Origin of the sequence: Kineococcus glutinatus (assembly GCF_039542765.1) — a bacterium.
In the GTDB taxonomy this organism is placed as follows: domain Bacteria; phylum Actinomycetota; class Actinomycetes; order Actinomycetales; family Kineococcaceae; genus Kineococcus_A; species Kineococcus_A glutinatus.
In genome coordinates, this window is record NZ_BAABIL010000307.1 from 1 (window position 1) to 11,907 (window position 11,907).

General features: G+C 73.7%; 13 protein-coding genes and 1 pseudogene. 7 read left to right on the forward strand and 7 right to left on the reverse strand.

Annotation, left to right across the window (positions count from 1 at the left end; all coding sequences use genetic code 11):
• Positions 1-191: pseudogene (locus tag ABEB16_RS11935) on the reverse strand (NmrA family transcriptional regulator); the annotation flags it as partial.
• A gap of 80 nt (positions 192-271) precedes the next feature.
• Here ABEB16_RS11935 and ABEB16_RS11940 point away from each other — a divergent pair.
• Positions 272-1,210 carry an AraC family transcriptional regulator gene (locus ABEB16_RS11940; RefSeq protein ID WP_345712471.1) on the forward strand — a complete coding sequence of 313 codons (939 nt, stop codon included), beginning with the start codon at positions 272-274 and terminating at the stop codon, positions 1,208-1,210.
• A gap of 73 nt (positions 1,211-1,283) precedes the next feature.
• A complete protein-coding gene (locus tag ABEB16_RS11945) occupies positions 1,284-2,087 on the forward strand; it encodes a TrmH family RNA methyltransferase (protein WP_345712483.1) in 804 nt (267 codons plus the stop codon).
• 30 nt (positions 2,088-2,117) lie between these two features.
• Here the strand turns inward: ABEB16_RS11945 and ABEB16_RS11950 are convergent, their stop codons facing one another.
• From ABEB16_RS11950 to flgN, 6 genes are all read right to left on the reverse strand, one after another.
• A complete protein-coding gene (locus tag ABEB16_RS11950) occupies positions 2,118-2,690 on the reverse strand; it encodes a YbaK/EbsC family protein (protein ID WP_345712472.1) in 573 nt (190 codons plus the stop codon).
• Positions 2,687-3,217: a YbhB/YbcL family Raf kinase inhibitor-like protein gene (locus ABEB16_RS11955; protein ID WP_345712473.1), complete on the reverse strand. Its 531-nt coding sequence runs from the start codon at positions 3,215-3,217 to the stop codon at positions 2,687-2,689. The genes ABEB16_RS11950 and ABEB16_RS11955 overlap by 4 nt, the downstream gene beginning before the upstream one ends.
• A gap of 205 nt (positions 3,218-3,422) precedes the next feature.
• On the reverse strand, positions 3,423-3,827 hold the full coding sequence (locus ABEB16_RS11960; protein ID WP_345712474.1) for a flagellar assembly protein FliW: 405 nt from the start codon (positions 3,825-3,827) through the stop codon (positions 3,423-3,425).
• Between the two features lie 263 nt (positions 3,828-4,090).
• Positions 4,091-4,990, reverse strand: coding sequence for a flagellar hook-associated protein FlgL (gene flgL, locus ABEB16_RS11965; RefSeq protein WP_345712475.1), 900 nt, complete (start codon positions 4,988-4,990; stop codon positions 4,091-4,093).
• Between the two features lie 51 nt (positions 4,991-5,041).
• Complete coding sequence (flgK, locus tag ABEB16_RS11970) at positions 5,042-6,424, reverse strand: flagellar hook-associated protein FlgK (protein WP_345712476.1); 1,383 nt, start codon at positions 6,422-6,424, stop codon at positions 5,042-5,044.
• Positions 6,425-6,455: 31 nt separating this feature from the next.
• Positions 6,456-6,947 (reverse strand): flagellar export chaperone FlgN, encoded by a 492-nt coding sequence (flgN, locus tag ABEB16_RS11975; protein ID WP_345712477.1) that lies wholly within the window; start codon positions 6,945-6,947, stop codon positions 6,456-6,458.
• Between the two features lie 163 nt (positions 6,948-7,110).
• Here flgN and ABEB16_RS11980 point away from each other — a divergent pair, with 163 nt between their 5' ends.
• From ABEB16_RS11980 to ABEB16_RS12000, 5 genes are all read left to right on the forward strand, one after another.
• Positions 7,111-8,010 (forward strand): sigma-70 family RNA polymerase sigma factor, encoded by a 900-nt coding sequence (locus ABEB16_RS11980; RefSeq protein ID WP_345712478.1) that lies wholly within the window; start codon positions 7,111-7,113, stop codon positions 8,008-8,010.
• Between the two features lie 314 nt (positions 8,011-8,324).
• On the forward strand, positions 8,325-9,152 hold the full coding sequence (locus ABEB16_RS11985) for a flagellin N-terminal helical domain-containing protein (protein WP_345712479.1): 828 nt from the start codon (positions 8,325-8,327) through the stop codon (positions 9,150-9,152).
• A 184-nt stretch (positions 9,153-9,336) separates the two neighbouring features.
• A complete protein-coding gene (gene fliD, locus ABEB16_RS11990; protein WP_345712480.1) occupies positions 9,337-10,803 on the forward strand; it encodes a flagellar filament capping protein FliD in 1,467 nt (488 codons plus the stop codon).
• Between the two features lie 181 nt (positions 10,804-10,984).
• Positions 10,985-11,407: a flagellar export chaperone FliS gene (fliS, locus tag ABEB16_RS11995; RefSeq protein WP_345712481.1), complete on the forward strand. Its 423-nt coding sequence runs from the start codon at positions 10,985-10,987 to the stop codon at positions 11,405-11,407.
• Positions 11,404-11,766 (forward strand): hypothetical protein, encoded by a 363-nt coding sequence (locus ABEB16_RS12000; RefSeq protein WP_345712482.1) that lies wholly within the window; start codon positions 11,404-11,406, stop codon positions 11,764-11,766. Before fliS ends, ABEB16_RS12000 begins: the two co-directional genes overlap by 4 nt.
• Positions 11,767-11,907: the final 141 nt, after the last annotated feature.

The window sequence follows — 11,907 nt, forward strand, 5'->3', positions numbered from 1 at the left end:
CCGGCCGGGTCGTCCCAGTCGAAGGGCGGCCGGCCGGCGCGGGAGGCGGCGCGGGCCTGCACGCCCCGGGCGCGCAGGCCGGCGACCACGCGGCGGCCGGTCTTGCCGGTGCCGCCGACGACGGCGACGGTGGTGGCGGGTGCGGCGGGGAGCGCCGCGGGAAGCGTGGTGGTGCTCGTGGTCCGGGTCATGCCCCGATCCTGGATGCCGGGCCCGAGACGATCCATGGTCGGTGCTCGCTGGTGCATGCGCGAGCGTCTACGGTGGTGGGGTGGACGCTCTGGCCGGCCTGCTGGACGGGCCCCGGGCGCGCGGTGCGTTCGTGCTGCGCTCCCAGCTCGACCCGCCGTGGGCGCTGCGCGTGGCCGACCGGGCGCCGCTCACCGTCGTCGTCGTGGTCCGCGGCAGCGCCTGGCTGGTGCCCGACGACGCCGGGCCGCTGCCGCTGGGGCCGGGTGACGCGGCGGTGCTGCGCGGGCCCGAGCCGTACACGGTGGCCGACGCGCCCGGCACCCGGCCGCAGGTGGTGATCGGGGAGGACCAGCGCTGCCGCGGCGTCGACGGTGGCGAGGCGCCCGGCATGTCCCTGTGGGACGTGCGCACCTGGGGCAACAGCCCCGAGGGCAGCACCGTGCTGCTGACCGGCACCTACCAGGTGGGCTCGGAGGTGGGCCGCGGGCTGCTGCGCGCCCTGCCCGCGCGCCTCACCGTGCCCGCCGGGGAGCTGGACGGCCCCCTGGTGCGCTACCTGGCCGCGGAGGCGACCCGGGACGCCCCGGGGCAGGAGGCGGTGCTGGACCGGCTGGTGGACGTGCTGCTCGTCGCGGTGCTGCGCGCCTGGTTCGCCCGTGACGGCAACGCGCCCGGCTGGTACCGCGCGCACGGCGACCCGGTGGTGGGCCCGGCGCTGCGGCTGCTGCAGGCCGAGCCGGCGCGGCGCTGGACGGTGGCGGAGCTGGCGGGGGAGGTGGGGGTGTCCCGCGCGGCGCTGGCCCGCCGGTTCGCCGAGCTGGTGGGCGAGCCGCCCATGGCGTTCCTCACCGGCTGGCGCCTCGGCCTCGCGGCGGACCTGCTGCGCGAGCCCGGCAGCACCCTGGAGCAGGTGGCGCGGCGGGTGGGCTACGGCAGCGGGTTCGCCCTGTCGGCGGCGTTCACCCGGGTGCGCGGGGTGAGCCCGCGCGAGCACCGGGCGGGGGCGGCAGCCCCCTGAGGCCCGGTACCGTCCCGGGGTGCCGCTGCTGCCCCTGCCGGACCTGGCGGGCCTCGACCCCGCCGACCGGGACCTGCTCGCCCTGCCCGCCGAGCACCGCCCCTGGCTGCGCGACTACCTGCGCCTGAAGGACGTGCAGCTGCGCGCCCGCCGGGAGCCGGCCGAGGGGCTGTTCCTCGCCGAGGGGGTGGAGGTCATCCGCCGGGCGCTGGCCACCGGGCACGTCCCGCGCTCGTTCCTGCTCAGCGAGCAGCGTGCCGCCGAGCTCGCCGACGTGCTCGACCCCGACGTGCCCGTCTTCGTGGCGCCCGCCGCGGCGTTCGAGCGGCTGACGGGGGTGGACCTGCACCGCGGGGCGCTGGCGTCGGTGCACCGGCCGCGGCCGCGTGCCACCGCGGACCTGCTGCCCGGGGCCAGCCGCCTCGTGGTGCTGGAGGACGTCGTGGACCACACCAACGTCGGGGCGGTCTTCCGCTCGGCCGCGGCCCTGGGCGCCGACGGTGTGCTCGTCAGCCCCCGCTGCGCGGACCCGCTGTACCGGCGCAGCGTGCGGGTGAGCATGGGCGCGGCGCTGCAGCTGCCGTGGGCGCGCGCCGCGTCCTGGCCCGGCGACCTGGAGCTGTTGCGCCGCAGCGGTTTCACGGTCGTGGCCCTGGCGCTGGCCGATGACGCGGTGCCGCTGGGTGAGTTCGAGGCCCCCGACCGGGTGGCGTTGCTGCTGGGCACCGAGGGGGACGGGCTGAGCCGGCGTGCGGTGGCCGCTGCGGACGTGGTGGTGCGCATCCCGATGGCGGCGGGGGTGGACAGCCTCAACGTCGCCGCCGCGAGCGCGGTGGCGATGTGGGCGCTGGGCCCTCGGCCGGCCGGCCCGGGCTGAGCCCTCAGCCGGGCCGGCCGGACCGGACCCTCAGGCGGGCAGCCCGAGACCGGGCACGACCTGCGCGCCGGGCAGCGCCGCGAGGTCTGCGCCCCGCACGACGAGCTTGGAGCGGCGCACCCCGCTGCCGATCACCACGTAGCCGGCCCGCGCGACGGCGGCGTCGACGAGCACCCGCCAGCCGGTGGGCAGCCCGAGGGGGGTGATGCCGCCGAACTCCATGCCCGTCTCGGCCACCGCCCGCTCCACGGGCAGGAACGAGGCCTTGCGCACGTCGAGGAGCCGCTTGACCGCGCCGTTGACGTCGGCGCGGGTGGTGGCCAGCACCACACAGGCGGCGGTGCGTTCCTGCCCGTCCCGCTTGCCGGCCACGACGACGCAGTTGGCCGACGCCTCCGCCGCCACCCCGTGCGCCGCCACGAGGGCGGCGGTGTCGGCGACGGCGGCGTCGATCTCGGTGACGGCGGCGGCCGCCGCCCCGGCCCAGCCGGGCAGGGCGGCGGCCACGGGGGCGGCCAGCAGGTCGGTGCGCTGCAGCGCGGGGACGAGCACGAGGTCGCCGCAGACGGCGGCGGCCGCCGCGAGGTCGGCCGGTGCGCTCACCGCTGGAACGTCGGGCGCAGCACCGCGCGGGCCAGGGTGTGGGTCAGCATCGTGAACGCCGCCGCCGTGGGGGTGGCGGAGGCGTCGAGCCCGAGGGAGTCCACGTCGAGGGCGTGGACGGCGAAGATGTAGCGGTGGGCGCGGTCGCCCTCCGGGGGCGCGGCACCGGTGAAGCCCGGGGCGCCCATGTCGTGGCGCAGCTGCACCGCGCCGGGCGGCAGGTCGGCGCCCTCGGGCGAGCCCGCGCCGCGGGGCAGGCTGGTCACCGCGGCAGGGATGCCGAGCACCGTCCAGTGCCAGAAACCGGCGGGGGTGGGGGCGTCGGGGTCGAAGCAGTTCACGACGAACGAGCGGGTGCCCTCGGGGAACCCGGACCACGCCAGGTGGGGTGAGGTGCTGCCGCCCTCGGCCGAGTGCGCCGCGTCCATCGGCTCGCCGTCGGCGACGTCGTCGCTGCGCAGCTCGAACGCGGCGACGCGGGGGAGCAGCTCGTACGGGTCGGGGGCGACGGGGCGTTCCAGGGACACTGATGACCTCCGGGAGCGGTGCGTCCGGGTGCTGGCTCCGGCGCGCGGTGCGCCGTGGGCAGCACCGTAGGCGCAGCCTCCGCTGCCCGCACGGGCGGCCCTGCCGGTGCGGGGGTCGTCCGCGTGCGCGCCAGGGGCGGGCCGGACGTGCGCCGGGCCGGTCCCGGTTCCGGGACCGGCCCGGGCCGGTTCCTGCTGCTCGGCCTCAGGCCTTCGGGATGAGCGGCGCCCGCAGCGGCAGGTCGCTGGTGCTGAGGACCGCCTGCGCAGCGCGGTGGGACCGGTGGTTGAGCACGACCGGCGCCATCAGGTTGATGGTGGCGTCGGACAGGCCCGAACCCGGGTTGACGACGGCCAGGACGGCGCCGTCCGCCTCGGAGCTGAGCTCGAGCGCCGAGGCCATGTCCGGGTCGATCGCGGGGGAGTAGTCGGGGTAGAAGGGCATGGGGTCGGCGAGGATCAGCCGCAGGCTCGGGTCCTCCGTGGACCGCAGCGAGAACAGCACGCCCTCTTCGTCGAGCGGCGCCAGCTCGAAGCGCGTGTGGTCGTTGAGCCCCATGATGGGGGTGAGGAACTCGATCTTTGGAGCGGCGTCGGTCGCTACAGTCATCGTCAGAGTTTCCTTTCCGCGCAACTTGTCCGTCGTGTCCGGCGGGTTCCGTGATCGTCACCGGGACCGAGGTCGCACCGGTTCCGGGGCGATCTGCCCGCCACCGACAGTAGCGACTGTATAGCTCCCCGTCGCGCTGTGGGAATGGCCGAACGCCCCACCAGCGGGGCTGGTGGGGCGTTCGGGACCGATGTGGTGGATGGTGCGCCTGAGGGTGATGAATCCCCCTGGGAAGGCGTGCGACGGGGGCGAAACCGCCGTCGTCAGGCCAGGAAGTCCAGCAGCGTCGGCTGGATGACCTTGGCGGTCGCGGCCAGCGCGGCCTGGTAGGAGGTGTTCTGCAGGCTGAACTCGACCATCGCCTTGGCCATGTCGACGCCCTCGACGTCCTCCAGCGTCGCCGACAGGTGGACGGCGCGCGCCTCCGTCGTGTCCTGCAGCGCCGTCAGCTGGTTGCTGCGCGCGCCGATGGTGGCCAGCGCGCCCTTCACCCGGTCCAGGCCCGCGTCGATCGTGCCGATGCCCGCGGTGATCGCGCCGGCGTCGCCCGCGTCGACGGCCGCGATGAGCTCGTCGAGCGCCACGAACGTGTTGGCGCTCGCGGTGGTGCCCGAGCCGAAGGCGGTGGAGCCGGGGACGTTGACCTGCACGTCGACGCCCGGGGCGACCGTGCGGGAGATCGCGTTGCCGTCGCCCTGGTAGGCGCCGGTGGCGGAGTAGGCCTCGCTCACGCCGGCCTTGGCGCCGGCGAAGACCGGGCGGCCGAGGTGCTCGGTGTTCGCGGCCCCCAGCAGGTTGTCCCGGATGGCGCGCAGCTCGGCGGCGATGCCCTTGCGGGCGCTCGCGTCGAGCGTGCCGGTGCTGGCGGCCTGGACCGCGCGGGAGCGGGCGGTCTGCAGGCCGTCCAGCGCGCCGTCCAGCGCACCCTCCTGCACCGTCAGCCACGTCCGGCCGTCGGCGTTGTTGCGCAGGTGCTGCTCGGTGGCGGCGATCTCGGCGCGGGTGCGCAGCGCCTCGCCCGCGGCGACGGGGTTGTCCGACCCCTTGGCGATGGACTTGCCGCTGGTGATCTGCTCCTGCAGCCGCTGGTTGCGGCTCTGGTTCGTCTGCAGGTTCGCCAGCGACGTCATGGCGGTGGTGCGGGTGCTGATGCGGCTGAGCACGGCGGGGCCCTTCCTGGGTGCGGCGGTGGGGGGTGTCGGTCAGGACCGCGATCAGCGGCCGACGAGGCCGGTGCGGTTGATGAGGGTGTCCAGCGCCTGGTCGATGGTCGTCAGGACGCGGGCGGCCGCGGCGTAGGCGTGCTGGTAGGCGACGAGGCTGGTCATCTCCTCGTCGATGTTCACGCCGGAGATCGACTCGCGCGCCGCGGTGGAGCTGGCCGCCGCCTGGGCGGAGAGCTCGGCGCGGACGTCGGCGGCCTGCGCCTTGGTGGCGATGTCCACCACGGTGCCCCGCCACGCGGCCGAGGCGCTGGTCGAGGCCGAGGGCAGCTCGCTGATCGCCCTGGCGACCGAGCGGTCCACCGTGCCGGCGGTGCTGTCGGTGAAGTTCGACGGCGTCACGGCCGCGTTCACGCGCAGGCCGGCGGCGGCGTCCGAGGTGGGGACGGTGAAGAAGTCGGTACCGCTGCCGCCGGGGTTGTAGAGGGCGTTGACCTGCGCGCCGATCTTCGTGGCGATCGCGTCGAGGTCCTTGGAGATGCCCGGGACCGTGGTGTTGACGGCGTCCGTGGTGGCCTTGAGGGTGCCCGCCACCGGCAGGGCCGGGACGCCGTCGACGGCGAACGTCAGCGACTTGGTGCCGGCCTTGGCCTCGTCGAACGTCGGGGTGGTGGTGACGGTGAGGGACTGCGCGGTGGTGCCGGTGACGATCGCGGCGTTGCCGACGTAGACGTCCACGCCACCGTGGTCGCGGTTGACGACGCGGGCGCCGGTCAGCTCCGCCAGCCGGGTGAGGGCGGCGTCGCGCTGGTCGATCAGCTCGTTGGCGGAGGCGCCGGTCGAGGCGGCCTCCATGATGCTCTTGTTGAGGCCGGCGACGCGGGTGGCGACGGTGTTCGCCTCCTCGACGACGGTGCCGGCCTGGTCCACCAGGCCCTTCCACTGCGCGCGCAGGTCCGCGTCGAGGCTGTTGACGGTGCTCGCGACGGCCTGGCTGCGGGCGATGACGGTGCTGCGGGCGGTGGCGGTGGCGGTGTCGTCGGTGGCGCTGACGAGGTCGCCCCACGCCTTGTGCATGTCGGTCAGCTGCGCGGACAGCCCCGAGGTCCCGAGGTCGCCGAGGTTGGCCTCGACGTCCGTCCACACCCGGCTGGTGGCCTGCTGCTCGGCGGCGGTGGCGGCGTCGGAGCGCACGGCGGCGTCGGCGAGGGCGTCGTTGATCCGGGCGATGCCCGTGATCTCCACGCCGTCGCCGGTCACGTTCCGCTGGGACCACTGCCCGGTGGAGGGGACGACGCTGGAGGTCTGCTCCACCCGCTGGCGGGTGTAGCCCTCGGTGTTGGCGTTGGCGATGTTCTGCCCGGAGACCTCCAGGCCGCGCTGGGCGGCTGCCAGCGCGCGGGAGCTCAGGTTGATGGCGGAGAAGGTGCTCATGTCCGTGTCCTGTCTCGTGCGGGGGCTGATCTCAGAGGGCTTCGTCGACGAAGTGGGCGCGCGAGCCGCCGGTGCTGGCGAGCTTGTTGCGCCCTCGCGCGGTGTACGTGTCGAGCGTCTTGTCGAGGCCCAGCAGCGTCTCCCGCACGGCGCGGGCGCCGGAGGTCAGCAGGTCGCGGTTGGCTTCGGCGAGGTTCTGGATCTCCGTGGTCAGCGTCAGGAACGCCTCGCGGTGGCTGCGGAACAGCTCGTTCCACGGCTCGGGGCACGCCTCGGCCATGACGTTGAGGCTGGGGGCGGTGCCCAGGCCGAGCTCGGCGGCGACGGCGTCGACCTCGGCGGCGCGCAGGATCTCGGTGGTCCGGATCTGCTCGAGCACGAACTCCACCTCGCGGGTGGCGTGCGCCAGCCAGCGGGTGCGGCCGCTGGCGAGCACGAGCTGTTCCTCCTCCAGCTTGAACAGGAGCAGCTCCAGCAGCTCCCGCTCCTTCCAGAGGATGCCGGAGACCTCGGCGAGTCCCATGCGTGTCCTTCCCTGTCGTCGAGGCTGCGTGCGTGTCGTCGCGCTCCCATCGGCAGCCGGCCCGGGGAGCTGAGCGCCCGCCACCGCTCACCCGCGGGGAGCAGCGGGCTCTGGGCCAGGTGGGTGCTCAAGGTCGGCGGGGGGTCCTGCCGAGACACAGGGCGTGAACGCTCCCGCCGCCACCGCCCCCGTCGCTCCGGCCGTCCAGCTCACGGACGCCGAGCGCGCGGCTCTCGTCGAGCAGCACCTGCCGCTCGTCGGCTACATCACCTCCGAGTTCATCGGCAGGCTCCCCGCACACGTGAGCCGTGACGACCTGGCCTCGGCCGGCCTCGTGGCGCTGGTGCAGGCCTCGCGCGGCTACGACCCGGCGACCGGCGTGCCGTTCAACCGCTACGCGAACACCCGCATCCGCGGCGCGCTGCTCGACGAGCTGCGCGGGCAGGACTGGGCCTCCCGGGGGGCGCGCGCCCGCACCCGCCGGCTCGCGGACACCGAGGACGCCCTCACCGCCCAGCTCGGCCGGCGTCCTGCGGCCGAGGAGACGGCGGCGGCGCTCGGGGTGACCACGCGCGAGCTGCACGAGACCCGCGACGAGGCGCAGCGCTCCATCGTGCTGAGCATGCAGGGCTTCACCGCGGACGGGGCGTCCCTCGACGACCACCTGCCGACCCACTCGCCCGGTCCGGAGGCGGAGCTGCTGCACCGCGAGCAGCTGGGTTACCTGCGCTCGGCCGTCGCCGCGCTCCCCGACCGGCTGCGCGCCGTCGTCGAGGGCTACTTCCTGCAGGAGCGGCCGATGGCCGAGCTCGCCGCGGAGCTGGGCGTGACGGAGTCGCGGATCTCCCAGCTGCGCGCCGAGGCGCTCGTGCTGCTGCGCGACGGCATGAACACGCACCTGTCGCCGGAGCTGGTGGGCCCGCAGCGCGGCTCCGCCGCCGCGGTGCAGCGCAAGGAGGCGTACTTCGCCGCGGTGGGGGCCCAGGCGGACTTCCGCGCCCGGCTGACGATGTCCGCCATCGGCGCGATCGGCACGCCGAACCGGATCTTCCGCAGCGCCTGAGCCGGTCGGGTGAATCAGGCCCTCGGTGGTCGCTGAGCGCGACAAGGGGCAACGCTCCGTGCTTGACTAGGAGGGCAGGAACGCGCTGCGGCGATCCGTGGTGCCCCGGGACGCGCACGAGCCCACCGACCCGGTCGGTGGCGGGAGGGAGCGCTGGTGCCCCCTCGGTGCACGTCCCCGGAGCACCACCCGTTCGCCACAGGCGCACCCGCTCAAGTCCGGGCACTGCGAGCCGATGAACACCACATCGGCTGGTCCACGGAAGGGCCGCTCGGACTGCCGGCCAGACCCCACGTCACGGAGGAACGAGAACCATGGGTCTTCGCATCAACACCAACACCGCGGCCGCCAACGCGTACCGCAACCTGCAGCGCACCGACCTGGACCTGAACTCCTCGCTGGAGAAGCTGTCCTCGGGTCTGCGGATCAACAAGGCCGCCGACGACGCGGCCGGCCTCGTCGTCTCCGAGGGGCTGCGCGCGCAGATCGGTGGTCTGACCACCGCCGCCCGCAACAGCCAGGACGGCGTCAACTTCGTCCAGATCACCGACGGCGCCCTGAGCACCGTCAGCGACATGCTGACCCGCATGCGCGACCTGGCCGTCCAGGCGTCCAACGTCACGGCGGACACCGAGGCGCGCTCCGCCGCGAACGAGGAGTTCAAGGCGCTGCGCACGCAGATCACCGAGATCGGCTCGCAGACGAAGTTCGGTGGCGTGAGCATGTTCAACGGCACCGGCCCGGCGACGTTCCAGGTGGGTGCCAACGCCGGTGAGGTCATCACCGTCAACGCCGTCTCCCTCAAGGCGTCGGACGTGGCCGGCAAGGACATCAGCTCCAACAGCCTCACCACCATGACCGACGCGTCCGCGGCCATCACCGCGATCAACGACGCGATCACCAAGGTCTCGGCCGAGCGCGGCAAGCTGGGCGCGATGCAGAACCGCTTCCAGCACGTCATCAACAACCTCAACGTGTCCATCGAGAACCTGAGCGCCTCGCAGTCCGCGATCAGGGACACCGACATGGCTGCGGAGATGACGAAGTTCAGCCGCAGCCAGATCCTCTCGCAGGCCGGCACGAGCATGCTCGCGCAGGCCAACTCCGCCTCGCAGAACGTCCTCTCGCTCCTGCGCGGCTGACGAGCGGCGACGCGGGTCGGCTGACGACGCCGGCCGATCCGAGGGCGGGGGCCACCGACGAACCCCGGTGGTCCCCGCCCTCGCGCGCGCCCGCGCACCCCGCGTGCCGACCGCGCACCGATGTGGTCGTGCACGGATGTGACCACGTACCGACCCGAGCACCCATGGAAGGGAAGGGGGAGAAATGGCCTCCGTCGACGGACTCGCCAGTGGCCTCGACACCACCAGCATCATCACCTCGCTCCTGCAGGTGGACGCCGCGCCACAGACGCGGCTGAAGAGCAACATCACGACGGCCCAGCAGAAGGTGACGGCGCTGCAGTCCGTCAACACCAAGCTCGCGGCCCTGCAGACGGCGGCCGACGCCCTCGGCAAGGCCACCGGGTGGTCTCCCACCACAACGAAGGCCTCCAGCGACGCGGTGACCGTGTCCGCCGTGGCGACCGCGCCCGCCGGCACCGTCAGGTTCGACGTCGCCCAGCTCGCCGCCGGGCGCTCCGTGGTGGACACCAGCACCGCGGGACGCTCCCTCACCGACCCCAACGCCGCCACCGACCTCGACCTCGGCTTCCCGCTGGACGTCGTCAAGGACGGCAAGATCGTCGGCACGGTGAGCCCCAGCACGGGATCGCTCAACGACATCGTCAGCGCGATCAACAAGGCGAGCAACCTCGGCATCACCGCGGTGGCCGTCCGGGTCGGCGACGACAAGTACCGCCTGCAGATCACCTCCACGACGACGGGTGGGTCCTCGGCGCCCGGCGTCCCCGGCAAGGGCGACTTCAACTTCATCCCGAAGACGGGCAAGGCAGCGGGCAGCACCTACGACGCGAACACCGACGGTGCCTTCGCGAACCTGGCCGCCAAGTTCACCACCGTCTCCACCGCGCAGGACGCCCAGATCACGATCAAGGGCAACGCGTCGGACCTCACCGTGAGCTCGGCGACGAACACCTTCGCCGACCTGATGCCCGGGGTCACGGTCAACGTCGCCGCCACCACGCCGAACGACGGCTCCAAGCCCGTGACGGTCTCGGCCACCAGGGACCCCGAGGCGGTGGCCACCGCCATGCAGTCCCTCGTGACGGCCGCGAACGCCGTGCTCACCGAGATCCAGAACCAGACCAAGTCGGGCACCCTGGGCACCGACGGCAAGGTGACCGGTGGCGGGCCGCTGCGGGGCGACGGCCTGCTGCGGTCGCTGCGCTCGCAGGTCAAGGAGGTGATGGCCGGCGCGCTCGGCGACGGCAGCTCCGCGGCCGCCTTCGGTCTGGAGTCCAGCAAGGACGGCAGCACGCTCACCCTCGACAAGACGAAGTTCCTCACGGCGCTGGCCAAGGACCCGACCGCGCTGCAGACGCTCGTCTCGCCGACCTCCGTCGACTCCAAGTCGACGGCCAAGGGCATCGTGGAGCGCCTGCAGACCGTGGTCAAGGAGGCGACCAAGCCGTTCACGGGGACGCTGACCACCGCGATCTCCTCGCAGCAGACCTCGATCGAGGGCCTGCAGGACCGCGTCAGCGACTGGGACACCCGGCTCGCTGCGAAGAAGTCGTACTACCAGAAGTACTACGCCTCGCTGGAGTCCTCGCTGAGCAAGCTGAAGACCCAGTCCACCTGGCTGTCCGGCCAGCTCGCCTCGCTCGGCTGAGGCGCGCGGCGCACGGGGCCGGTCCACCGCACCCGCGGGGGACCGGCCCCGTGCGCGTTCCGGGGCCACCGGTGGGCTCGTCGCTGGCGTAGATTCCACGCAGGGACCACCGCCGATCGCTACGACTGGCCGCCGAACTGCCGATGGATGCAGCAGTACCCGTACTCGCCAGGAGGACCGCATGACCGCGATGACCTACGGCCGGACGCCCAAGGCCAACCGCTACCTCTCGAACAGCCTCGAGACCGCCAGCCCGGCCGCGCTCGTCGTCATGCTGTACGACCGCCTCGTCCTGGACCTCAAGCGCGCCGAGGAGGCCCTGGGCGCCGGCGACCGCGGTACCGCGCACACCAACCTCGTGCACGCCCAGGACATCGTCCGCGAGCTGCTCGCCAGCCTCGACGTGGACAAGTGGGAGGGCGGCCCGGGGCTGTCCTCGCTCTACACCTGGCTGCTGCAGGAGCTCGTCACCGCCAACGTCACCGCCGACGCCGCGCGGGTGCTCTTCTGCCGCACCGAGACGGTCGAGCCCCTCGCCGACGCGTGGCGGCAGGCGGCGCTGGAGGTGCTGAACACCAACCCGACCCCCACCACCGGGCGGTGATGGCGACGAGCTCCGGGCAGCTGCGGGTCCAGGGGGAGCAGAGCTGGCGCGACGCGTGGAACGACGCGCTGGCGGCGGTCGAGGTGGACGTCGACGCCGCCGAGGAGCTGCTGGCCCACCTGCACGGCAACGCTCCCGGCGAGCCACCGGTCATCGTGCTGGAGGACTGGGTGGCCCCCAGCTTGACCGGTCCGGTGCCGATGGAGTTCGCCGACCGGGCCCGGCGGCTGCTGCAGCGGCAGTTGGACGTCCGCGAGCGGCTGGCCGAGGCGCTGGCGCAGCTGCGGGCGCAGCGGCGGATGGTGACCAAGCTCGAGGCGGCTGCGCCGCCGCCCGTCTACTACGACCGGGCGCTCTGATCTGCTCCCGGGACCCCATGGTCCCGGGAGCAGCTCTCGTTTCGGCCCTGATGCCCTGGCGTGATCGAACCGGGAGGTGTGCGTGGGAACGCGTGAGGTGCTCGTCAGCGGTTGTTACATCGTGAAGGACGAGGAGGAGGT